The sequence below is a fragment of the Mesorhizobium sp. WSM3879 genome (assembly GCF_002294915.1).
In the GTDB taxonomy this organism is placed as follows: domain Bacteria; phylum Pseudomonadota; class Alphaproteobacteria; order Rhizobiales; family Rhizobiaceae; genus Mesorhizobium.
Genome location: NZ_NSFZ01000017.1, coordinates 70,454 through 89,551 on the forward strand (window position 1 = coordinate 70,454; position 19,098 = coordinate 89,551).

21 protein-coding genes and 1 pseudogene are annotated in these 19,098 nt (G+C 64.8%); 14 read left to right on the forward strand and 8 right to left on the reverse strand.

Annotated elements, in window-relative coordinates:
• Window positions 1-27: 27 nt before the first annotated feature.
• On the forward strand, window positions 28-168 hold the full coding sequence (locus CK218_RS27300; protein WP_095829502.1) for a DUF1127 domain-containing protein: 141 nt from the start codon (window positions 28-30) through the stop codon (window positions 166-168).
• Between the two features lie 128 nt (window positions 169-296).
• Here the strand turns inward: CK218_RS27300 and CK218_RS27305 are convergent, their stop codons facing one another.
• Window positions 297-611 (reverse strand): GYD domain-containing protein, encoded by a 315-nt coding sequence (locus CK218_RS27305; RefSeq protein WP_066998476.1) that lies wholly within the window; start codon window positions 609-611, stop codon window positions 297-299.
• A 399-nt stretch (window positions 612-1,010) separates the two neighbouring features.
• Between CK218_RS27305 and CK218_RS27310 the strand changes: the two genes are divergently transcribed.
• Window positions 1,011-2,177 carry a PLP-dependent aminotransferase family protein gene (locus tag CK218_RS27310; RefSeq protein WP_179294610.1) on the forward strand — a complete coding sequence of 389 codons (1,167 nt, stop codon included), beginning with the start codon at window positions 1,011-1,013 and terminating at the stop codon, window positions 2,175-2,177.
• Between the two features lie 243 nt (window positions 2,178-2,420).
• Here CK218_RS27310 and CK218_RS27315 read toward each other — a convergent pair whose 3' ends face one another.
• Complete coding sequence (locus CK218_RS27315) at window positions 2,421-2,774, reverse strand: hypothetical protein (RefSeq protein ID WP_095829528.1); 354 nt, start codon at window positions 2,772-2,774, stop codon at window positions 2,421-2,423.
• Window positions 2,775-3,129: 355 nt separating this feature from the next.
• On the opposite strand from CK218_RS27315, the gene CK218_RS27320 reads away from it, so the two are divergent.
• On the forward strand, window positions 3,130-3,675 hold the full coding sequence (locus tag CK218_RS27320; protein WP_095829504.1) for a YbhB/YbcL family Raf kinase inhibitor-like protein: 546 nt from the start codon (window positions 3,130-3,132) through the stop codon (window positions 3,673-3,675).
• 186 nt (window positions 3,676-3,861) lie between these two features.
• On the opposite strand, the gene yghU is transcribed toward CK218_RS27320, so the two are convergent.
• Complete coding sequence (yghU, locus tag CK218_RS27325; protein ID WP_095829505.1) at window positions 3,862-4,731, reverse strand: glutathione-dependent disulfide-bond oxidoreductase; 870 nt, start codon at window positions 4,729-4,731, stop codon at window positions 3,862-3,864.
• Window positions 4,732-4,931: 200 nt separating this feature from the next.
• On the opposite strand from yghU, the gene CK218_RS27330 reads away from it, so the two are divergent.
• Both CK218_RS27330 and CK218_RS27335 read left to right on the forward strand, forming a co-directional pair.
• On the forward strand, window positions 4,932-5,834 hold the full coding sequence (locus CK218_RS27330; protein WP_095829506.1) for a S1C family serine protease: 903 nt from the start codon (window positions 4,932-4,934) through the stop codon (window positions 5,832-5,834).
• Between the two features lies 1 nt (window position 5,835).
• On the forward strand, window positions 5,836-6,777 hold the full coding sequence (locus tag CK218_RS27335) for a LysR family transcriptional regulator (protein ID WP_095829507.1): 942 nt from the start codon (window positions 5,836-5,838) through the stop codon (window positions 6,775-6,777).
• Here CK218_RS27335 and CK218_RS27340 read toward each other — a convergent pair.
• The gene (locus tag CK218_RS27340) at window positions 6,728-7,456 is read right to left on the reverse strand and encodes an SDR family oxidoreductase (RefSeq protein WP_095829529.1); all 729 of its coding nucleotides are present in this window, start codon (window positions 7,454-7,456) and stop codon (window positions 6,728-6,730) included. The genes CK218_RS27335 and CK218_RS27340 overlap by 50 nt on opposite strands.
• 287 nt (window positions 7,457-7,743) lie before the next feature.
• On the opposite strand from CK218_RS27340, the gene CK218_RS27345 reads away from it, so the two are divergent.
• On the forward strand, window positions 7,744-8,340 hold the full coding sequence (locus CK218_RS27345; RefSeq protein ID WP_095784251.1) for a YdeI/OmpD-associated family protein: 597 nt from the start codon (window positions 7,744-7,746) through the stop codon (window positions 8,338-8,340).
• A 172-nt stretch (window positions 8,341-8,512) separates the two neighbouring features.
• On the opposite strand, the gene CK218_RS27350 is transcribed toward CK218_RS27345, so the two are convergent.
• Complete coding sequence (locus CK218_RS27350) at window positions 8,513-8,833, reverse strand: hypothetical protein (protein WP_095829508.1); 321 nt, start codon at window positions 8,831-8,833, stop codon at window positions 8,513-8,515.
• Window positions 8,834-9,387: 554 nt separating this feature from the next.
• On the opposite strand from CK218_RS27350, the gene CK218_RS27360 reads away from it, so the two are divergent.
• Genes CK218_RS27360 through CK218_RS27380 form a run of 5 tightly spaced genes read left to right on the forward strand, consistent with a single transcriptional unit; the run spans window position 9,388 to window position 13,964 of the window.
• On the forward strand, window positions 9,388-10,596 hold the full coding sequence (locus CK218_RS27360) for an ABC transporter substrate-binding protein (RefSeq protein WP_066998453.1): 1,209 nt from the start codon (window positions 9,388-9,390) through the stop codon (window positions 10,594-10,596).
• Window positions 10,593-11,393 carry an ABC transporter ATP-binding protein gene (locus tag CK218_RS27365; RefSeq protein ID WP_245426319.1) on the forward strand — a complete coding sequence of 267 codons (801 nt, stop codon included), beginning with the start codon at window positions 10,593-10,595 and terminating at the stop codon, window positions 11,391-11,393. Before CK218_RS27360 ends, CK218_RS27365 begins: the two co-directional genes overlap by 4 nt.
• Window positions 11,386-12,090: an ABC transporter ATP-binding protein gene (locus CK218_RS27370; RefSeq protein ID WP_095829509.1), complete on the forward strand. Its 705-nt coding sequence runs from the start codon at window positions 11,386-11,388 to the stop codon at window positions 12,088-12,090. Before CK218_RS27365 ends, CK218_RS27370 begins: the two co-directional genes overlap by 8 nt.
• Before the next feature lie 7 nt (window positions 12,091-12,097).
• Window positions 12,098-12,985 (forward strand): branched-chain amino acid ABC transporter permease, encoded by an 888-nt coding sequence (locus CK218_RS27375; protein WP_066998448.1) that lies wholly within the window; start codon window positions 12,098-12,100, stop codon window positions 12,983-12,985.
• Between the two features lies 1 nt (window position 12,986).
• Complete coding sequence (locus CK218_RS27380; protein WP_095829510.1) at window positions 12,987-13,964, forward strand: branched-chain amino acid ABC transporter permease; 978 nt, start codon at window positions 12,987-12,989, stop codon at window positions 13,962-13,964.
• Here the strand turns inward: CK218_RS27380 and CK218_RS27385 are convergent.
• The 3 genes and pseudogenes from CK218_RS27385 to CK218_RS27395 form a co-directional block, all read right to left on the reverse strand.
• On the reverse strand, window positions 13,961-14,260 hold the full coding sequence (locus CK218_RS27385; protein ID WP_066998444.1) for a HigA family addiction module antitoxin: 300 nt from the start codon (window positions 14,258-14,260) through the stop codon (window positions 13,961-13,963). The two genes, CK218_RS27380 and CK218_RS27385, sit on opposite strands and share 4 nt — an antisense overlap.
• A gap of 33 nt (window positions 14,261-14,293) precedes the next feature.
• A pseudogene (locus CK218_RS27390) lies at window positions 14,294-14,577 on the reverse strand (type II toxin-antitoxin system RelE/ParE family toxin).
• An 88-nt stretch (window positions 14,578-14,665) separates the two neighbouring features.
• Window positions 14,666-15,154, reverse strand: a complete 489-nt coding sequence (locus CK218_RS27395; protein WP_095829511.1) for an Lrp/AsnC family transcriptional regulator — start codon at window positions 15,152-15,154, stop codon at window positions 14,666-14,668.
• A 107-nt stretch (window positions 15,155-15,261) separates the two neighbouring features.
• On the opposite strand from CK218_RS27395, the gene CK218_RS27400 reads away from it, so the two are divergent.
• From CK218_RS27400 to CK218_RS27410, 3 genes are all read left to right on the forward strand, one after another.
• Window positions 15,262-16,464 (forward strand): diaminopropionate ammonia-lyase, encoded by a 1,203-nt coding sequence (locus CK218_RS27400; RefSeq protein ID WP_095829512.1) that lies wholly within the window; start codon window positions 15,262-15,264, stop codon window positions 16,462-16,464.
• Window positions 16,461-17,696 carry a Zn-dependent hydrolase gene (locus tag CK218_RS27405; protein ID WP_095829513.1) on the forward strand — a complete coding sequence of 412 codons (1,236 nt, stop codon included), beginning with the start codon at window positions 16,461-16,463 and terminating at the stop codon, window positions 17,694-17,696. Before CK218_RS27400 ends, CK218_RS27405 begins: the two co-directional genes overlap by 4 nt.
• Before the next feature lie 202 nt (window positions 17,697-17,898).
• Window positions 17,899-19,095, forward strand: coding sequence for a diaminopropionate ammonia-lyase (locus tag CK218_RS27410; protein WP_095829514.1), 1,197 nt, complete (start codon window positions 17,899-17,901; stop codon window positions 19,093-19,095).
• The last annotated feature ends 3 nt before the right edge of the window (window positions 19,096-19,098 follow it).

Genomic DNA, 19,098 nt, shown 5'->3' on the forward strand with positions numbered 1-19,098 from the left:
TTCTGCCGCTGCTTTGTGGAGGTTGCGATGTTTAAGAGCCTTAACCGAATCCGCGCCGCGTTCGCGCAGGCGAGCAGGCGCCGCAGGACGACGCGGGAGCTGAACGAACTGCCGCCGGAGATCCGCAAGGACATCGGATGGGACGACGAGATTCGATTGCCGTTCTAGTGCATGTTGCCCAAGAGTGCGGAACGGTTTTGGGATATGGGCATGCGTCAGCAAAGCTCGGCCTGCGGTGACGTGATGCCGGCAGCACGGGACGACCAACACGCCGTCCGCGCTGCCTGGCCAGGCCGTCAGCCGGCGGGCTTGTAGGCGCCGGCAGCCTTGTTGGCGGCAGCGAGCACCGCCTTCATGTCGAGTTCTTCGAGGACGACCAGCTCGCTCAACGAGCCGCTCGCGCGCACGGCAAGGGCCATGCCCATCCCGGCGACCTGATCCGGCACCTCGCCATTGACGACGACGTCGTAAATGCCGCGCGTGAACATGACGCTGCTCATCCTGCCGCCGACGCTTTCAAAGAGCGCCTGGATTGCAGCTTCGCGGTTCGATCCCTGCATCAGCCCTTTGGCGGCATGGGGTTCGTAACTTGCCAGTATGGTGACCTTCATGGCTATCTCCTCCAAATATCATTGCCTCAGGCTGCTCAATGGTTTGAGCAGCCGAGGTGCTTGTTGTTTCACTGACATTTGACCTGGTCACGGACCGCCCGGGCACCATGGCCAACAGGCGGTTCAGCCGGAGCACGGCTTCGGCTTCAGACAATATGCGCCTATTCTAATATTACGACAATCCCGCGATGAGCGGACCGCCGTCGTGTCAGATATCTCCGTCAGGATATGTGGGCCAAATGTCGTCAGAGCGATGCGCCATGGCCGTTTTGTGTGTTCACGCGACGGACGTGGCCTGATAATAGGTCAACGAAGCTGACCTAAATGCTACCCTGAACGAAGCACTGCGGGAGGTGCGCTTTGACCCTGTTGAACCTTTTGGCCTCGCGCTCCTCGCGCATGAAGGCCTCGGAAATCCGCGAACTCCTGAAGCTGCTCGATCAGCCCGACATCATCTCGTTCGCCGGCGGTATTCCCGATGCTTCGCTGTTTCCGGCCGAGGCCATCGGCGACGCCTATCAGGCCGTGCTCGGCGGCGCGGAAGCGGGGGCCGCGCTGCAATACCAGGTCAGCGAAGGTTTCCTGCCGCTGCGCAAATGGCTGGCCGGCTATATGGGCGGACTCGGCATCCGATGCGACGAGGGCAACATCTTGATCACCTCCGGCTCGCAGCAGGCGCTCGATTATCTCGGCAAGCTGTTCCTGTCGCCTGGCGACACCGCGCTGGTCACCTGGCCGACCTATCTCGGCGCGCTGCAGGCCTTCAACGCCTACGAGCCGCGTTACGACCGGCTGAACATTGCCGGCGGCAACATGACGCCGGATGCCTATGGCGCGGCCGCCGCGGCTAACGGCGGCAAAGTGAAATTCGCCTATCTGGTGCCGGATTTCGCCAACCCGACCGGCAACACTCTGGATAGCAAGCAGCGCGAGGCGGTGCTCGACCTCGCCGGCGAGCTCGACATCGCCGTCATCGAGGACGCCGCCTATCGGGCACTGCGCTATGATGGCGAGGCGGTGCCGCCGATTCTGGCGCTGGATTGTGCCCGCTCGGGCGGCATCGACAATGCCCGCACGCTCTATTGCGGCTCCTTCTCCAAGATCCTGTCGCCAGGCATGCGCGTCGGCTGGGTCTGCGCCTCGCGCCATGTGGTGGAAAAGCTGGTGCTGATGAAACAGGCCTCCGATCTGCACAGCCCGTCGATCAACCAGATGGTCATGCATCGCGTTGCCGAGACCATCTTCGACGCCCAGGTGGAGAAGCTGATCGGGGCCTATCGCCGTCGCCGCGACGCGCTGCTCGGCGCCCTCGAGGAAAACATGCCGGACGGCATTTCCTGGAGCCGGCCGGAAGGCGGCATGTTCGTCTGGCTGACGCTGCCCGAAGGCACTGACGCCACCGCGTTGCTGGCGCGTTCGGTGCAGGAGGCGCGCGTCGCCTTCGTGCCGGGCAACGCCTTTTATGCCGACGGCACCGGCCGCAACACGCTGCGCATGTCCTTCACGCTGGCCGACGACCGCGCGGTGGGCGAGGGCGTGCCGCGATTGGCGAAGCTGCTGAGGTAGCCACTTTTCCCTCAAAGAGAGATCGACAGCCGGCTATCACCTCCTTCTCGCGCAGGCGTGATTGGTAGTGCGCAGCCGTGATTATAGCCCCGCCGATTCTTCGGCTAGGGTCGCGGCCGATCCAACACCCCCTGGATCGGCAGGCAGCGAAGTCCCACCTTCAAGGCCTCAACGAAAGAGCCCCGACGGCTTCCACCGGCGGGGCTTTTTTGTGTCGGCGATCCGGTGCGAATCGAAACCGCCCTACTTGTTGCAGTTCTGCATGTTCGAGGTCGTATTGCCGCTGGCCGTGTTGTTGTCGGTATCGTTAGCGCCCGTATCCTTGCAGCGATCCTGCATACCGGCCGGCTGGTTCGTCGAATTCGTGGAGTTCATGGAATTCGTGGAATTCGTGGTGGTCGTATCCGTGCCAGGGGTTGCCGGCGTGGTGACCGTGGCACCGCCCGTCGCACTGCCCGAGGCGCCGCCAGTCGTGCCCGAGACGCCGCCCGAAACGCTGCCGCTGGCGTCGCCGCTCGCGCCGGCTGTCTGAGCCATGGCGCCCGAGGTCGCGAGCGCGAGGGTAAGAACGGAAGCTGCGAGAATCTTCTTCATCATCAGGAAATCTCCATTGGTTTGCATCGTTGACTAAGTTTTCAACGGAGCTTTCCAGGGGATGTTCCGGCTGAAAAAATTCGTGAAGAACCGCATAGCTCTGTTGGCCTAACGGCAAGATCGGGTGGCGGCACCTTTAGGAAGGGCCGGCAAGAACAAATCGGGTCGCCCGCGTTGGCGAGAGGGGGATAGTATGGACTCGCCGCCGCGCGTGACACTGCTCGTCGGCAGTGCTCCGGAACTCCTCCTTGTGGGGAAATCGGCAGCTCCGGCGCCTGCCGGCCGTCACGCAAAGTTGCTCGGCTCCGGCGCGCCTTTCGGATAGACTTTGGGCAATCCAAGTAGAAGGAGTGAAGCCATGACTTCGCGCCTCGGCCTGATTGGACTTGCCTTCGCCGCCTTCGCTACCCAGGCATCCGCCTTCGAGATCTCCAGCCCATCGGTTTCCAATGACAGGTGGGACGCAAAATATCTCGGCGACAAGCCCGGATGCGGCGGCAAGAGCGTCTCGATCGCGCTTGCCTGGAAGAACCCGCCGGCGGGCACCAGGAGCTACGCGCTCACCATGTTCGATCCCGATGCCAACGAAGGCAAGGGGTTCTGGCATTGGCTTGCCTGGAACATCCCGGCAAGCGCCAAGGGCCTCGCCGAAGGCGCCGGCTCCAAAGGCGGCAAGCGCCTGCCGAAGGGCACGGTGTCCGGCATGGGCGGCGTCGGTCGCGCCGGCTATTTCGGCCCATGTCCGCCGCCCGGCAGCGGCACGCACCACTATGTCTTCACGCTCTATGCGCTGAGTGAGGCGAAGCTGCGCACGCCGGAAAATCCGTCGCCCGAAATGGTGTCGGTCGCGGCGAAGAGCCAGGCGCTGGCGGAGGCCAGTGTGACGTATACCTACGGGAGGTAGCTGATCTTCCCCCCTTGAGGGCCCTTGAGGGCCCTTGAGGGGGAGATTTCGCCGAAGGCGACAGAGGGGGGTCGGCGTGCACGATGCGCCAACTTGCCCTCTTATTGTTCGTCGGGCGTCTCGCTCCACGCGCAGCGACCCGCTCTGGCCTGCCGGCCATCTCCCCCGCAAGGGGAAATCAGCAGCTCACTCCGCCGCTTGCAACCTGTCCTGCGTCTTCGTCTCGAAATCGCTGGCGTCGTGGCGCTCGTGCAGCTGGGAGGCCGGATCGCCGGAGATGCGGTTGACCATGCGGCCGCGCCTTACCGCCGGCCTGGCGTCGATCGCATCGGCCCAGCGCTGCACGTGCTTATATTCATGCACGGCGAGGAACTGCGCGGCATCGTTGTAGCTGCGGCCTTTGGCGAGCCCGCCATACCAGGGCCAGACCGCCATGTCGGCGATGGTGTAATCCGGCCCGGCGAGATACTCGCTTTCGGCCAGCCGCCGATCCAGCACGTCCATCTGCCGCTTGGTTTCCATGGCGAAGCGGTCGATGGCATATTCGATCTTTTCCGGCGCATAGGCGTAAAAATGCCCGAAGCCGCCGCCGAGATAGGGCGCCGAGCCCATCTGCCAGAACAGCCACGAGAAGGTTTCGGCCCGCGCTGCACGCTCCGTCGGCAGGAACTCGCCGAATTTTTCCGCCAGATAGGTGAGGATCGAGCCCGACTCGAACACGCGCACCGGCTTCGGTTCGCTGCGGTCCATCAGCGCCGGGATCTTGGAGTTCGGGTTGACCTCGACGAAGCCCGAGCCGAACTGGTCGCCGTCATTGATGCGGATCAGCCAGGCGTCGTATTCGGCGCCCTTGTGGCCGCGCGCCAGCAACTCCTCCAGCATGATCGTCACCTTCTGGCCGTTGGGCGTGGCCAGCGAATAGAGCTGCAGCGGATGCTTGCCGACAGGCAATTCCTTCTCATGCGTCGGCCCGGCGACTGGCCGATTGATGGAGGCGAAGGTGCCGCCACTCGGCTTGTTCCAGGTCCAGACTTTCGGCGGGTTGTACTGGTTCATCTCGGGAGGCCTTGTTGCTCTGGGCGGGATGCGGGGTTCGTTGCGCAAGATTTAGGTGCGGTTGCGCGGGCGTCAAAGAAAAAAGTTCAAATTTCGTTGAACTAATGCTTGGGCCAGCAGCGCCCCGCCTGGACAGATGCCCTTGCACCGCGTCCCTTTGGCCATACTTATAGAAAAAGACCCGTAATTCAGGATCGACGATGACCATCGAAAAAATCTCGCGCTCCGTCGTGGCCGTGCGCGCCACGGTTCCGGAAGACGCCTTTACCGCCAATGCGCTGGGCACGCGCCGCGAGGGCAGCGGCGTGGTGATCCGCGACAGCGGGCTGGTTCTCACCATCGGCTATCTCATCACCGAGGCCGAGGAGGTCTGGCTGACCGACCAGGACGGCCGCGTGGTTGCGGCGCATGCGCTGGCCTATGACCAGGAGACCGGCTTCGGCTTGGTGCAGGCGCTGGCGCCGCTCGGGCTGCCGGCAGTCACGTTCGGCAATGCCAGGAAGGCCAATATCGGCGACGCCGTGACGCTTGCCGACGGCATCGGCCAGCAGGTCGACGCCCACATCGTCACCAAGCAGGAATTCGCCGGCTATTGGGAATATCTCATCGACGAGGCGATCTTCACCGCGCCGGCGCATCCGTCGTGGGGTGGTGCTGCGCTGTTCGACCGTGACGGCAAGCTGCTCGGCGTCGGCTCGCTGCGCCTGCAGATGAGCCGCGCCGGCGAGGTTGCCGACATCAACATGATCGTGCCGATCGACCTTCTGACGCCGATCCTCGACGATCTGGTCAAGCGCGGCCAGGTCGCCAAGCCGCCGCGCCCGTGGCTCGGCGCCTTCTCGGCGGAGTCGAACGGCATGGTGGTGGTGATGAGCGTCGCCGAAGGTGGTCCCGCGGCAGAGGCTGGCCTTCGCCAAGGCGACATCATCTCCGACGTGCGCGACGGCGAGGTTGACGGTCTCGCCGACTTCTATCGAAAACTCTGGCAGAACCCGGCCGGCGCGGAAATTCCGTTGCGCGTCGTGCGCGACGGCCGTGAGACCTGGCTTCGCGTAAAATCGGCCGACCGCAACTCCTTCCTCAAGAAGCCGCAGCTGCAGTAACGTGCATCCAAGGCTGCTGAAGACCTTTCTGGCGGTCGCGCGCACACGCAACGTCACGCGCGCGGCGGGCGAGCTCAATCTCGCGCAGTCGAGCGTCAGCGACCAGATCCAGTCGCTCGAGGCCGAGCTGGGCGCGACGCTGTTCACACGGTCGCGGCAAGGGCTGGACCTGACCCCGGCCGGCGAGGCGCTGCAAGCCTACGCCGAGGAATTGCTGGCGCTCGCCGACGACGCCCGGGCCGCCATCGATGCCACCGAGGCCGAGACGGCCGGCAGCCTGTCGATCGGCGCGCTCGAGACGATCGCTTCGGCAAAACTTCCCGGCTGGCTCGCCGATTTCCAGGCCGTTCATCCCGACATCGACATCAGGCTGAAAATCGCAGGCAGCGGCGAGTTGCGCCGCAGGCTGGGAGAGGGCGGGATCGACGTCGCCTTCTGCTTCGACAGACCGGGCGCCAGCGAGCCCGACGAGCGCTTCGCCAGGCGCCCCGTCGCGGCCGAGCCGCTGGTGCTGATCGCGCCGCCGGGCGAGAACCGGGCGGATGTCGATCTGGCGGAGCTTGCCGAAAAGCGTTTCGTCGCCACCGAAACCGGATGCGTCTACCGCGTCATGGTCGACACGGCCTTCACCGAGGCGGGCCTCGGCGGACCGAAGCTCGCGGCCGAGGCTGGCAGCATTGACGCCATCGCCGGCTTGGTGGCGGCCGGCGCCGGCTTCGGCCTTGTGCCGCGGCTGGCGGTCGCCGCGGCGCTCGATCGCGGCGAGGTGGCCGAGATCGCATGGCCGGGCCCGATCCGCTCGGCGGAGCTGGTCATGATCTGGCGGCGCCGGCGCGTCCAGCCGCCGGCGCTGAAGCTCTTGCTCGCGGCGATGGGCGAAAACTTCGCGATCGTCAGACCAGCCGCTGCCCGCCCTCGACATGCAGCGTCGTTCCCGTCGTAAAGCCGTTGCCCATCAGGAAGCGGATCGCGTCCGCAATGTCTTCCGGCCGTCCGACTCGTCCAGCCGGCAGGCGCTTCGCCATCGCGGCAAGCGTCTCGTCCTTCGCATCGCCGGCAACGTATTGCCAGATCGGCGTGTCGACCCAGCCGGGCGAGACGGCATTGACGCGGATCGGCGCCAGCTCGATCGCCAAGGCCCGCACCAGCCCTTCGAGCCCGGCGTTGACGGCCGCGACCACCGAGCCGCGCGCGGCCGGGCGGTAGGCGGCAATGCCGGAGACGAAGGTGAGCGAACCGTTGGCCGAAAGCTTCGGCGCACCATGCTTGGCCAACAGCAGCGGCCCGTAGAACTTGCTGTCCACCACCTTTTGCGCTGCCGAAAGCTCGATCTCGGGCAAAAGCCGGTAGGCGCCTTCGATGTCGGCCGCCGTGCTGACGATATGCTCGAGCCGGCCGATGCGCGCGAACAGCGTCGCGACCTCGGCCTCGCGGCTGATGTCTACCAACTCCGTTGCCAGCGCGGCCGGGCGACCGAGCTCATCGCGCGCGGCGTTCAGCCTCGCTGCATTGCGCCCGGCGATGATGACGCCGGCGCCTTCGTCGAGGCAGCGCCTGGCAAGCGCCAGCCCCATGCCCGAACTGCCGCCGACGATCAGGATTTTTGTCTCGTCCATGTCCATGCCTTTCCTTTGCATGGACGGTGATGTGGCAGGCCGGCCGGCGGAGCGGAAACGGAAGAAACCGATAGTGTTATCGGAGAGTCCGATGGTTGGCTGGCGCGGCTTTGATAATTCAACCAGGCAGGGCAGGGGGGGCGCGAAGAAACGCGGCCTTAAATTCCCACGAGTATAAGCTAAGGCGGCGGCGTCTCGACAGGGCTGGCGGGACAGCGCGCCCTCTGATCTGCCGGCCGTCTCCCCAACAAAGGGGGAGATCGGAGCCTCGGCTCAGGCAAGAAGGAACACCGATGGCCCCCATCAAGGTCGACCCGAGTAAGGTCCACGAGTTCTCGGACGCCGAAAGCTTCTACGCCTGGCTCAGCCAAAACCAGGCCGGCGAAAGCGAGGTCTGGATCAAGATCCACAAGGTCGGCTCTGGCCTTGCTTCGATCACGCCGAAGGAAGCGATCGACGTCGTGCTCTGCTTCGGCTGGATCGATGCGGTGCGCAAGTCGCTCGACGAGAAGAGCTTTCTGCAGCGCTACACGCCGCGCGGCAGGAAGAGCATCTGGAGCAGGATCAACGTCGACAACGTCGCGCGCTTGATCGAAGAGGGCCGCATGACGGAGCATGGCCTGCGCGAAGTCGAGGCGGCCAAAGCCGATGGCCGCTGGGACCGCGCCTATGGCGGCTCGAAAGAGATGACATTTCCGCCCGACCTGCAGGCCGCGATCGATGCCGAACCGAAGGCCAAAGCGATGCTGGCAAAGCTTTCGGCGCAGAACCGTTTCGCGCTCGCCTTCCGCGTCCACAACATGAAGACCGAGGCGGGGCGCAAGAAGAAGATCGAGACGTTCGTCGAAATGCTGAAGCGCGGCGAGACGATCTATCCGCAGAAGAAGTAAGGCACGATCCGGACCGGACGACCGCGCCAGCGACCTGGTAAGCAAAAACGCCGCCTTTGAGGGACGGCGTTTCCGGGAAGCGATGATCCCGAACCCTGTTGAAGCGGTCCGGGATCATCCGGTCATGAAGTTTTTGGCCAATTGCTGAAAAGCCAAAAGCCGGCGACGCGCCTTATGCGGCGAGCTTCTTGCCGTGCTTCTTGTGGGTACGCTTCTTGGTGTGGTGCTTCACATGATGCTTCTTGGCGTGATGCTTCGAGTGCTTCTTCACGTGATGCTTGCGGGCGTGACGGCGATGGTGCTTGACATGCTTCTTGTGCGGGACGTTGGCGTCCGGCTTGGCCGTCTCGGTGGCCGCAGCCGGAGCCGCGGTGGTCGTCGTGGTCGCAGCCGTCGTGGTCGCGGCAGCGTTGGCTTCGGTAGTGCCGAGCGCCGGCACCGCGAAAGCAAGCGCGACCGCCAGGCCGAGAACGGAGAGAAGGGTCTTTTTCATAAGTCGGCGTTCCTTTTTCGAAGATCGATATCAGGTTGTCGCTGGCCGTAGTTCGGCTGCTCCGGTGCCGCTTATGACAGCCGGTCTTTTCGCGAGTTTTTCCGGGCTGTTGAATCCTGTTTCCGGATTGTGTCTGGCGGGGAGGGGGCGCTTGCTGGTCAATTCGACCTGCCCCGGCTGGGTCGCGACATGGGCGGTGCCGGCGGCCGCCCCGTCGCGCAAGGCGCGGCCGGCATCGTCTGCGCCGCAACCTTGCCCGACGGTCCGACCGGCGGCTTTTTAGCGATGGCAAGCGGCTGCCCTGGTGAAGGGACACCATGCTGCCCCCAACCCATCCGCATGCTACGAAAATAGCATTCCCGGCCAGCGAAATGTGATGCTAGGCTCGCGCCCGTGCACCCAAGGCGCGCGGCGGCCCAGCCGCAAACGAGCAGGCCCGCAAGAATAGGAGTGGCAGGCGGGATCGAGGCCTCAATCCACAATCCGACGGAACTGTTGAACCATTGCGAGGTCCGCCGCGTTTCCCGTGGTTGACCACAAGGGAGGAACTACCAGTGAAAGCATCCTATCTCGTCTCCGCCGCGCTCATTGCGGCATCCGCAATGCCGGCGGCGGCTGGCGAAATCTCGGACGGCAAGGTCAAGATCGGCATCTTGAACGACCAGTCCGGCGTCTATGCCGATTTCGGCGGCAAATGGTCGGTCGAGGCCGCCAAGATGGCGGTCGAGGATTTCGGCGGCAAGGTGCAGGGCGCGCCGATCGAGATCGTCAGCGCCGACCACCAGAACAAGCCGGACATCGCCTCCAACATCGCGCGCCAGTGGTACGACACCGAGCAGGTCGACGCGATCATGGAGCTCACCACGTCTTCCGTCGCGCTCGCCGTCCAGGGGCTTTCCAAGGAAAAGAAGAAGATCGACATCGTCACCGGCGCCGCCTCCACCGACCTCACCGGCAAGCAGTGCTCGCCCTATGGTTTCCACTGGGCCTACGACACCCACTCCCAAGCGGTCGGCACCGGCGGTGCACTGGTGCAGCAGGGCGGCGACAGCTGGTATTTCATCACCGTCGACTATGCATTCGGCTATTCGCTGAAGGACCAGACCGCCAAGCTCGTGGAATCCAGTGGCGGCAAGGTGCTGGGCGAGGTGCGCTATCCGCTTGGCTCCACCGACTATTCCTCCTTCTTGCTGCAGGCGCAGTCCTCCGGCGCCAAGATCATCGGCCTAGCCAATGCCGGCCTCGACACCTCGAACTCGATCAAGCAGGCGGCCGAGTTCGGCATCGTCGCCGGCGGCCAGCGGCTGGCGGCGCTGCTCTTCACGCTGGCCGAGGTGCATGGCCTTGGCCTGCAGGCGGCGCAGGGCGTTGTGCTGACGGAAGGCTATTACTGGGACCGCGACGATGTGAGCCGCGATTTCGCGCAGCGCTTCTTCAAGCGCACCAACCGCATGCCCAACATGGTCCAGGCCGGCACCTATTCGGCGGTGACGCAGTATCTGAAGGCCATCGACAAGGCCGGCACCGACGAGACCGAAGCGGTAGCCAAGCAATTGCATGAGATGCCGGTCAACGACGTGTTCACGGTGAACGGCAAGGTGCAGGCCGACGGCTCGATGGTGCACGACATGTATCTCTACCAGGTCAAGAAGCCGGAGGAGAGCAAGAAGGACTGGGACTACTACACCTACCTGGCGACCATTCCCGGCGACAAGGCCTTCATGAAAGCCGAGGATAGCGGCTGCCCGCTCGTCAGCAAGTGACGCTCGACACCGCCACCGCCGTCCGCCGGGACGGCATCGACCAGACGCCGCGGGTGGTGCTTTCCGCCCGCGGCTTGCGGCGCGACTTCGCCGGATTCGTCGCCGTGAAGGACGTCGATCTCGACGTCCATCACGGCAGGATCCATGCCTTGATCGGCCCGAATGGCGCCGGCAAGACCACCATCTTCAACCTGTTGACCAAATTCCTGCAGCCGACCAGCGGCACCATCCAACTGCTCGGCACCGACATCACCCGCACGCCGCCGGCCAGGGTGGCGCGCATGGGGCTTGTACGCTCCTTCCAGATATCGGCGATCTTTCCGCATCTCAGCGTGCTCGACAATGTGCGCGTCGCGCTGCAGCGTCCGGGCGGGCTGGGCTATCAGTTCTGGCGCCCGGTCTCGGCGCTGGACCAGCTGACGCCCCGGGCGCGCGAGCTGCTCGCCATCGTCGGGCTCGACGACGCCGCGCATCGGCTGGCGGGCGATCTCTCCTATGGCAGGAAGCGTGTGCTGGAAATCGCCACCACGCTGGCGCTCGATCCAAAAGTTCTGCTGCTCGACGAGCCGATGGCCGGCATGGGGCATGAGGATGTCGGCACGATCTCAGGCATCATCCGCTCGCTGGCGAAAGACCGCGCCGTGCTGATGGTCGAGCACAACCTCACCGTCGTTGCCGATCTCTGCGACTGGATCACCGTCATGCAGCGCGGCCAGGTGCTTGCCGCCGGCGACTACGCGACTGTGAGCCAGGACGAGCGCGTGCGCGTCGCCTATATGGGGACCGAGCATGAGTGAGCCGCTGCTTGCCGTGCGCGACCTTCATGCCTGGTACGGCGAGGGCCATGCGCTGCACGGCGTCAACCTCGAAGTCCTGCGCGGCGAGACGGTTACGCTGCTTGGCCGCAACGGCGTCGGCAAGACGACGACGCTGCGCGCCATCATGGGCCTGATCCGCAAGCGGACAGGCTCCGTCACTTTCAATGGCAAGGACCTGATCCGCCTGCCGCTGCACCGCGTCGCCCATCAGGGCATCGGTTTCGTGCCGGAGGAGCGCGGCATCTTCGCCACGCTCACCGTCGACGAAAATCTGATCCTCCCGCCGGTGGTGGCCAAGGGCGGCATGAGCGTGGAGGAGATCTTCGACCTCTTCCCCAACCTCAAGGAACGTCGCAACAGCCAGGGCACGAAGCTTTCCGGCGGCGAGCAGCAGATGCTGGCGATCGCCCGCATCCTGAGAACCGGCGTCGAAATGCTTTTGCTCGACGAGCCGACCGAGGGCCTGGCACCGGTCATCGTCCAGCGCATCGGCGAATTGCTGGCGGCGCTGAAGAAGCGCGGCATGACCATCCTTTTGGTCGAGCAGAATTTCCGCTTCGCCGCCCGCATCGCCGATCGCTTCTACGTGATGGATCACGGCAAGGTGGTGGAAGGTTTCCCGGTCGGCCAGCTTTCCGCGCACACCGACAAACTGCACGAGGTGCTGGGGGTATGATGGCCAAATGACCATGATCTTCGGCATCCCCATCCAGGCCTTGCTCGGCCAACTGCTTGTCGGCCTGATCAACGGCTCTTTTTACGCCATGCTCAGCCTCGGGCTGGCCGTCATCTTCGGGCTCTTGCGCATTATCAACTTCGCCCATGGCGCGCTGTATATGTTCGGCGCCTTCATCGGCTATCTACTGCTCGTCCATCTCGGCATCGGCTACTGGCCGGCGCTGATCATCGTGCCTTTGGCCGTCGGCCTGTTCGGCATCGTGGTGGAGCGTGTAGCGCTGTCGCGGCTCTACCGGCTCGACCCGCTCTATGGCCTGCTTTTCACCTTCGGCCTTGCGCTGGTCATCGAAGGCGTCTTCCGCTTCTATTATGGCGTCTCCGGCAATCCTTACGCGGTGCCGACCCTGCTTGCCGGGGGCACCAATCTCGGCTTCATGTTCCTGCCCAATTACCGCGGCTGGGTGGTGGTGGCCTCGCTCATCGTCTGCATCGGCACCTGGCTGCTGATCGAAAAGACCAGGCTCGGCTCCTATCTGCGCGCCGCCACGGAGAACCCCGAGCTGGTGCAGGCTTTCGGCGTCAACGTGCCGCTGCTGCTGACGCTCACTTATGGGCTGGGCGCAGCACTTGCCGGGCTGGCCGGCATCCTTGCGGCGCCCGTCTACCAGGTCAGCCCGCTGATGGGATCGGACCTCATCATCGTCGTCTTTGCCGTCGTCGTGGTCGGCGGCATGGGCTCGATCCTCGGCGCCATCGTCACCGGCTACATGCTCGGCCTCGCCGAGGGCCTGACCAAAGTTTTCTATCCGGAGGCCTCGAACCTGGTGGTCTTCGTCATCATGGCGATCGTGCTTTTGCTCCGCCCCGCGGGCCTGTTCGGAAGGGACGCGTAAGATGAGCGAGGCGACCCTTCACGCAGAGCGCGCCGCTGCCTCCGTCCGGCTGGAACGGGCGCTTGTGGCGCTGGGGATCATGGCGCTCCTCGCCGCCCCCTTCGTCATCTATCCGATCTTCGTCATGAAGATGCTGTGCTTCGCGTTGTTCGCCTGCGCCTTCAACCTGCTCCTCGGCTACACCGGGCTGCTTTCCTTCGGCCACGCCGCCTTCTTTGGCGGCGCCGCCTATTTCTGCGCCTATGCGGTGAAAGCCTGGGGCTGGCCGCCCGAGGCCGGCATCCTGCTCGGCGCTGCGGGCGCGGCAGGCATGGGCCTCGTCGTCGGCTTCCTCGCCATCCGCCGGCAAGGCATCTATTTCGCCATGATCACGCTGGCGATGGCGCAGATGTTCTATTTCTTCTGCGTGCAGGCGCCCTTCACCGAAGGCGAGGACGGCATCCAGGGCGTGCCGCGGGGCCATCTCTTCGGCATGCTCGACCTCAACGTGCCGATGAACATGTATTTCTTCGTGCTAGCTATCTTCCTGATCGGCCTCTTCGCCATCTGGCGCATCGTCAACTCGCCCTTCGGCATGATCCTGCGCTCAATCCGCGAGAACGAGAACCGCGCCATTTCGCTGGGCTATTCGGTCGGCCGCTACAAGCTCGCCGCCTTCGTCATGTCGGCGGCCCTTGCCGGCCTTGCCGGCGCGGTGAAGGCGATCGTCTTCCAGTTCGCGACCCTCACCGACGTCACCTGGCAGATGTCGGGCGAGGTCATCCTGATGACGCTTCTTGGCGGCATCGGCACCATGGTCGGCCCGGTGGTCGGCGCCGGCCTAGTCGTCGGCCTCGAGAACACGCTTGCCACCTCCGGCTTCCCGGTGACGATAGCGACCGGCGTGATCTTCATGGTCTGCGTGCTGATCTTCCGGCGCGGGATCGTGGGGGAGATCTATGCGCGGTTGCTGGGAAGGGAGGGCGGCAAGAGCTCTTAAGCAGCCGCCTCGAACCGTTTAATTTCCTTGAGCTCTTCCTGCAGCGACGCGCCCTCCACGGCCAGGTCGTAACTGGCTTGCATGTTCATCCAGAACTGTGGCGTGGTGCCAAAGAATTTGGCGAGACGCAGAGCGGTGTCCGGCGTAACGGGCGTGGTCTCGTTGGCGAGGCGCTCGATACGGGTACGTGGGACGTGAAGCTTTTTCGCCAGGGTGTAGGGCTTCAGGTCGAGTGGCTCAAGGAACTCGACCCGCAATATCTCGCCGGGATGAATAGGCTTATCAAGGTTGATCATTGGTTCCGCTCCTGTCGGACAGAGCTGGTTGGTTTAGCTATGGTAGTCGGTGATCTCCACATTGTCCGCTCCTCCATCGGTCCACCGAAAGCAAACACGAAATTGGTCGTTGATACGGATTGAGTACTGACCGGCGCGATCGCCCTCAGCGCTTCAAGCCGATTTCCCGGTGGGACTTTGAGGTCGGCCAGTTCGGCTGCGTTGTCCAGCATGAACAGTTTCCGCTGAGCGACACGAATGAGATCTGCCGGAAATCCTTTCGGAGCTTTGCCTGTCGAAATCGCTTCAGTGGTCTTGTCTGTGAACGAACGTATCATCCACTGCCCCTCGCAACGTATCTTTGCATGATACGTCTGCGAGATCAAGCGCTGAGTATCATGCCGCGATACGAAATGCCCCGAGGGATCATGTTGAGTGAGGTGCGCCCACCGGCACCTCCAGCCCGACCTTCACCCGATCCATCGCAACGAACGTGCGAAACCGCCTGACGTTGTTGTTCTCAAAAAACAATCGCCGGGTCAGCGCCTCGTAGTCGGCCATCGTCGCCACGGTGACGACCAGGATGAAGTCGGCCTCGCCGGTCACGTAATAGCACTGCTGTACTTCGGGCACCGCGGCGAAGCCGCGCTTGGCGGCGTCGATCAGTTCGGCCCGCTCGCTCTCCACCTCGACCTCGACGAAGATGGTGATCGGATGGCCGACCTTGGCCGGATCGACCAGCGCGACATTGGCGCGAATGACGCCCGTTTCCTCCATGCGCTTGATGCGCCGCTGCACGGCTGGCGCCGAGAGGTTCACCGTCTCGCCGATAACGCGCTGGGGCGTGCTGTTGTCCTTCTGCAGGATGGCGAGGATGGCGCGGTCGAAAGCGTCGAGGTCGGGCAAAATGGACATGACAGGCATCTAAACGAAACAAACTTGCATTTCAGGCGCTGAGACAGAGCGCCTTTCTCGCTGGACTTGCAATAAATTTCAGCCAACAAGACAGAGAAAGCCGATCCATGTTCCTGCTCAACCACCACCCGACCCATCGCCAGCCGCTGACCGAAGAAGACGCCGCGATGCTTGGGCTCGCCGGAGCCGCCGAGGCCGAGCGCTTCCTGGCCGCACGCGAAAACCATGCCGAGACGCCGCTGCATGCCTTGCCGGCGCTGGCCGGCGAACTCGGCATCGCCGCGCTCCACGTCAAGGATGAGGGCAAGCGCCTCGGCCTCGGCAGCTTCAAGGCGCTGGGCGGCGCCTACGCCGTCATCCGACTGGTGCTGGAAGAGGCCGAGGAACGGCTCGGCCGCGCCATCGAGGTCGCGGAACTGCATGGGCCCGACGTGAAGGCGATTGCGGCCGGGATGACGTTCGCCTGCGCGACCGACGGCAATCATGGACGCTCGGTAGCGCAGGGCGCCGGCCTGGTCGGTGCGCGCTCCGTCATCTTCGTCCATTCGGGCGTCAGCAACGAACGCGTGGCGGCGATCGCCCGCTTCGGCGCCGAGATCGTGCGCATCGCCGGCGACTACGACCAGTCGGTCAGGGAAGCCGCCCGCGTCGCCACCGAGCGCGGCTGGACCGTCGTCTCCGACACATCCTGGCCGGGTTATGAGCGCATCCCGGGGCTGGTGATGCAGGGCTACACGGTTATCGTGCGCGAAGCGCTGAGGCGCTTGCCGAAGTCGCCCACCCACGTCTTCCTGCAGGCCGGCGTCGGCGGCCTCGCCGCGGCGGTGGCCGGCCATTTCGCCATCGTGCTAGGCGAGGATCGCCCTGCGGCAATCGTGGTCGAGCCCGCGCGGGCGGCGTGCGTCTACGCCACCGCGAAGGCGGGGCGTCCAATCGCGATCGCGCACAGCAAGCCCACGGTGATGGCGATGCTCGAATGCTATGAGCCGTCGCTCGTAGCCTGGCGCGTGCTGTCGCGGCTCGGCGATGCTTTCATGACCGTGGACGAGGACGACGCGGTTTCGGTGATGAACCGCCTGGCGCGACCTTCAGGCACTGATCCGGCGATCGTTTCCGGCGAGAGCGGCGGGGCGGGGCTCGCCGGGCTGATCCGCGCTGCCGGCGACAAGAAGATGCGCGGGGCTCTCGGCCTCGATGCCCAGTCGCGCGTGCTCATCATCAACTCCGAAGGCGCGACCGACCCCGGCCGCTATGCCGAGCTGGTCGGGATGGCGCCGGACGAGGTTGCGCTGGCGAGGCAGCCGGCATGAGCAATCTGACGATCAATGCCGACCGCCTGCTTGGCCGTATCGAGGAGCTCGGCAGCCTCGGTCGCGATACGCAGGGCCGGCTCGTCCGCGTCGCCGCCTCCGACATGGACAAGCTTGGCCGCGACCGCCTTGTCGGTTGGCTGGAAGAGGCAGGGCTCGACGTCGCCATCGATCGCATCGGCAACATCTTCGGCATCTGGCAGGGCGACGCCGAGGCAGGCCAGGAAGCGGTGATGCTCGGCTCGCACATCGACACGGTGATCGACGCCGGCATCTATGACGGCTGCTACGGCGTGCTTGCCGGCCTCGAAGCGATCGAGAGCCTGAAGGAGGCAGGATTCGCGCCGGCGCGCCCGCTTGTGGTCGCCGCCTTCACCAATGAGGAGGGCGTGCGCTATTCGCCTGATATGATGGGCTCGCTGGTCTTTGCCGGCGGCCGGGATATCGAAGAGGCGCTGGCCTCGATCGGCACCGACGGCTCGGTGCTGGGCAAGGAGTTGGAGCGCATCGGCTATGCCGGCCGACATCAGCCCGGCTTCCTCAAGCCGCATGTCTATGTCGAGCTGCATGTCGAACAGGGACCGGTGCTGGAGCGCGAGGGCATCGCCATCGGCGCAGTCGAAAACCTGCAGGGCATTTCCTGGCAGCGCATAACCATCGACGGCGTGGCCAACCATGCCGGCACCACGCCGATGTCGATGCGCCAGGATGCCGGCATCGCCGCCGCGCGTGTGATCAGCTTCCTCGCGGACCGGGCCAGCGCCTCGCCGACGCCGACGGTCGCCACCGTCGGCACCATCGCTTTCGAGCCAAACGCCATCAACGTCATCCCGTCGCGGGCAATCTTCACCATCGACCTTCGCGATCCGAACGAAATGCATCTTCGCGAAGCGGAAGCGGCGCTCGCCGCCTTCCTCGACGACCTTGCTGCAAGCGCCGGCGTCACCATCCACGCCGAAAGCCTGGCGCGCTTCGAGCCGGTGACGTTCGATGCCGGCATCGTCTCGCTGATCGAGGATGGCGCCAAAGTCGCCGGCCTTTCGTGCCGGCGCATGACGTCGGGCGCGGGGCACGACGCGCAGATGATTGCTCGCATTGCGCCGTCCGCGATGATCTTCGTGCCGAGCCGGGGCGGCATCAGCCACAGCCCGGACGAGTTCACCGCCGCCGACGAACTGGTTGCGGGCGCCAATGTCCTGCTTGGCGTCGCCGCCCGGCTGGCAGCCGACTGATCGCGGAACCAAACGTTATGGTTGTCGACGGCAGGTGCTACCAGGCGAAGCACCACCAAAAATAGTCATTTCGAAACGTTGCGTGCCACCAAGGCGGGAATCCGGCGACATCTGATCGAAACAAACTTCAATCACTAGCCAGATTAGGGAGCGCGATTCTCGCGCGCGTCAAAAAAGTTCAGTGTATCGAAGAAAGAATAGCATGCTGCTCATCAACCAGCGCCCCGAACACAACCAGCCGCTGGTGCCGGCCGACGCCGAGGCCCTCGGCCTGGCGGGCGCCGACCGGGCCGAGCATTATCTCAGGGCGCGCGACGACCATGCCGAAACGCCTCTCTATGCCTTGCCGGCGCTCGCCAATGGCCTCGGCATCGCAGCACTGCATGTCAAGGACGAGGGCCAGCGTCTTGGCCTTGGCAGCTTCAAGGCGCTGGGCGGCGCCTATGCCGTCATGCGGCTGGTACTGGAAGAGGCCGGCAAGCGCTTCGGTCGCGAAGTCGATATCTGCGAAATCAACGATCCGAAGCTGCGCGCTATCGCCGCCCAGATGACCTTCTGCTGCGCCACCGATGGCAACCACGGCCGATCGGTCGCGCAGGGGGCGGGCCTCGTCGGCGCGCGTTCGGTCATCTACGTCCATGCCGGCGTCAGCGCCGAGCGCGTGGCGGCCATCGCCCGCTTCGGCGCCGAGATCGTGCAGGTCGAGGGCGGTTATGATCATGCGGTCCGCGAGGTCGCCCGGGTCGGCGCCGAGCGCGGCTGGAAGATCGTCTCCAACACCTCCTGGCGCGGCTACGAGCGCATTCCGGGGCTTGTCATGCAGGGCTACACGGTGATCGTGCGCGAGGCGCTGCGGCACATGGCCGAACCGCCGACGCACGTCTTCCTGCAGGCCGGCGTCGGCGGTTTTGCGGCGGCGCTTGCGGGCTATATGGCAATTCTGCTCGGCGAGCGGCGGCCGAAGGCCGTGGTGGTCGAGCCGAGGCGCTCGGCTTGCGTCTGCGCCTCGGTGGAGGCCGGCCGTCCCGTAACGATCGCGCCTCAGCGGTCGACGGTGATGGCGATGCTGGAATGCGCCGAGCCGTCCCTGATCGCTTGGCGGGTGCTGGCCCGCGTCGGCGACGCCTTCATGACCGTCGACGAAGACGACGCGGTCGCGGTGATGAACCGACTGGCCCGGCCCTTGGGCAACGATCCGGCCATCGTTTCCGGCGAGAGTGGCGGCGCGGGGCTTGCCGGGCTGATCCGCGCAGCCGGAGACAAGGGCATGCGCGCGGCTCTCGGGCTCGATGCGACGTCGCGTGTGCTCGTCATCAATTCGGAAGGCGCGACCGACGCCGGCCGTTACACCGAGCTGGTCGGGGCGGTGCCGCGGGAGCTGGAGCTGCAGATCGCCTGAAGG